We start from the raw sequence: 2531 nt of genomic DNA, 5'->3' as shown, positions 1-2531 counted from the left end.
AGGTAAGCGCTATTTTCCCTGCACGTTGACGGCCCTTGCAACAACGGATCGCTTTCAGACGGACGCGTCGGGTCAGGCTGCGTCGGCTTTGGCGAAGTTGAAGGGCAGCAGATCGTCGATATCAGCGTCCTCGTTGCGTTGAGGCAATTCGGTGAGGACGTGGCGCAGCCACGCTAACGGCTCGACACCACAGGCGCGGCAGGTCAACATCAGGCTGTAGATGACGGCGCTGGCCCTGGCTCCGTCGACGGTATCGCTGAACAGCCAACTTTTCCGGCCAGTGGCAAAGATTCTGATGTCACGCTCGAGAAGATTATTGTCGATCGGCATGCTGCCGTCCTCGGTGTAACGAGTCAGATATCCCCATTGGTTCAGGGTGTAGGAGACGGCGTCGCCTAGCTTGCTGTCCGGCAAGACTTTTGGGGCGATTTCATCGAGCCATGCCTTGAGAGCATGGAGGATGGGGACACTATGTTGCTGGCGGAAGCGGCGGATGCAGTGATCTCGCGTTTCGCCGTCATCGGGGATTTCGTTCCGCGCCTGCCTTTCAACCCGATAGAGCTGTTCGAAGAACCGGAGCGCCTGTTCCGGCGGGCCGCCGCCTTTCTTCCTCGCCTTTAGGGCATCGACGAAGCGCCGCCTGGAATGGGCCATGCATCCAAGGTGCGTTGCCCCTTCCAGCGTGCGCCAGGCAGTATAGCCATCGCTCATCAATATGCCGCGGTAATCGCCCAAGAAGGTCTGCGGGTGTATCTGGCCGCGGCCCGGCTGATAATCGAGCAGCACGATCGGCTCGTCACTGTCCTCGCTGCTCCGGTAAGCCCACATATATGACGTGCTGGCGGCCTCTCTGTCGATTTCCTTCAGCACCTGGACCGTGGTCTCGTCACCATGGATGAGGGGCTGCGATCTGAGCCGCAGCTTCAGCGTGTCATAGATGCGGGAGAGATGTTTTTCGCTCGAGCCGATCACCCAGTGGCCCAGGGCGCCGCGGCTGACAGGAACACCTGCGCGCTCGAATGCCTGCGCCAGGCGGTAGAGCGGGGTGCCGTCGACATACTTATGAACGAGCGCGAAGGCCAGCGTCGAAGCCGTAGCGATGCTGCCCGGCAAAGGTTGTGCGGGCATCGGCGCGATCAGGACGGGCGTGTTGATCCCGGTGCGGTCGCAATGGCGGCATGCATATTTGAACCGCACATTCTGCAAGACCTTGGCCTTCACCTCGATATGAAGCTGCTCGGTAACGGTCTCGCCCATGCGATGCATCCGACCGGCGCAGCAAGGACACACCTTCTGATCGTCGGGAAGGTCATACTCGACACGCTCGCGCGGCAAGTTTTCCGGCAAGGCCTTGCGGCCGCGCTTCTTTCCGGTCTTGCTTTCGACCACTGGCAATCCAGTATCCGGAAGGGCGGCGACATCGTCATCTTCGCTGTCGGCGTCGTCCTCATCGGCAACCTGTTCGGCTTCATTGAAGAGGCGGTCAATGTGCTTTTCGCTCTTCGGCGCAAAACGATGCAGCCGCGCAAGCGCCAACTCTTCCTCGAGTTTGACGACCCGTTCGGCGAGTTGACGGTTCTGCGCCTGCAGCGCAGCAATGCGCGCCGTCAACTCTTCAACAGTCGGTTCGCCGGGTCGATTCATCAGATTCTTGAATCGAAAGCATGCCGCCGCGTCAACCGCACAATTCGGGAGCCGTCAGCCTGCGACCTGATATTGCCGCACCGGATGGCGGACCATTGCGTCAATATCGATGCCGTCGAGAATCCAGTGCAATTGCTCGGTCGTAAGCTGGACGACCGCAACCTCCCGGCGCGGCCACCGGAACTTGTCCTCGGTCAGCCGCTTCAGGACCAGCACAAAGCCCGACCGATCGAAGAACAGGAGCTTCATCCGGTCGCGACGGCGATTGCAGAACGCAAAAACCGCCGCAGCAAACGGATCGAGCGCCATCGTCTCTTGGACCAGAACCGCAAGGCTGTTGATGCCGGCCCGAAAGTCGATCGGCTCGCGGTGCAGGTAGACTTTCAGGTCAGCGCCCAGTCTGAACATGACCCAGTGCTCCGATGGTCGCCGTCAATGCATCCACATCACCGCATTCCAGCGTCAACTTCACGCCGTTCGGCAGTGACGCGCTCACCTTGGCTGGAGAGGAAAAAAGCGCAGCCCTTTTCGATGCCGACCCACGCACCCCATCGCAAGTCCCCGGCAAATCCACCGCAGCCATGCTGCTCTGTCGCAGCAAGGCCCGATCGGGAATGCTTCCAATCTGAACCGGGATAAACGCCGGTGATGAGGACGGTCGGAGGGACTGGGTCTGCGTGCGCTTCTTTATCCACTTCCGAAGAAGGTTCGCATTGACCCCATGTTCGAGCGCAAGCCTCGATACCGACACGCCAGGCTCAAGGCAGGCCGCGACAAGACGGTCCTTCGATGCAGGCTCGTATCGGCGTCGCCCGTTCCGACCAACAAGCCTCACCAGCAGTTTCTGATCATCTTCTTCCATCACTTGGTGTCCACCTATTTCAGAC

The 2531-nt window shown here is 60.1% G+C and carries 3 protein-coding genes; all 3 read right to left on the bottom strand.

Going from position 1 to position 2531, the window contains the following annotated elements; genetic code table 11:
- Positions 1–72 precede the first annotated feature (72 nt).
- The 3 genes from tnpC to tnpA are packed head-to-tail and all read right to left on the bottom strand — an operon-like array spanning position 73 to position 2506.
- The gene (gene tnpC / locus ACWGTO_RS33095) at positions 73–1644 is read right to left on the bottom strand and encodes an IS66 family transposase (RefSeq protein ID WP_454578898.1); all 1572 of its coding nucleotides are present in this window, start codon (positions 1642–1644) and stop codon (positions 73–75) included.
- 54 nt (positions 1645–1698) lie between these two features.
- Positions 1699–2052 (bottom strand): IS66 family insertion sequence element accessory protein TnpB, encoded by a 354-nt coding sequence (gene tnpB / locus ACWGTO_RS33090; RefSeq protein WP_454578897.1) that lies wholly within the window; start codon positions 2050–2052, stop codon positions 1699–1701.
- Positions 2033–2506 (bottom strand): IS66-like element accessory protein TnpA, encoded by a 474-nt coding sequence (gene tnpA, locus ACWGTO_RS33085; protein WP_454578899.1) that lies wholly within the window; start codon positions 2504–2506, stop codon positions 2033–2035. Before tnpA ends, tnpB begins: the two co-directional genes overlap by 20 nt.
- Between the last annotated feature and the right edge of the window lie 25 nt (positions 2507–2531).

The organism is Mesorhizobium sp. PL10, from assembly GCF_053714315.1.
This window is presented reverse-complemented; position numbering and strand designations above follow the sequence as displayed.

Coding starts and splice junctions, on each gene's coding strand:
- tnpC (WP_454578898.1), bottom strand. CDS start 1,644: ATGAATCGACCCGGCGAACCGACTGTTGAAGAGTTGACGGCGCGCATT.
- tnpB (WP_454578897.1), bottom strand. CDS start 2,052: ATGTTCAGACTGGGCGCTGACCTGAAAGTCTACCTGCACCGCGAGCCG.
- tnpA (WP_454578899.1), bottom strand. CDS start 2,506: ATGGAAGAAGATGATCAGAAACTGCTGGTGAGGCTTGTTGGTCGGAAC.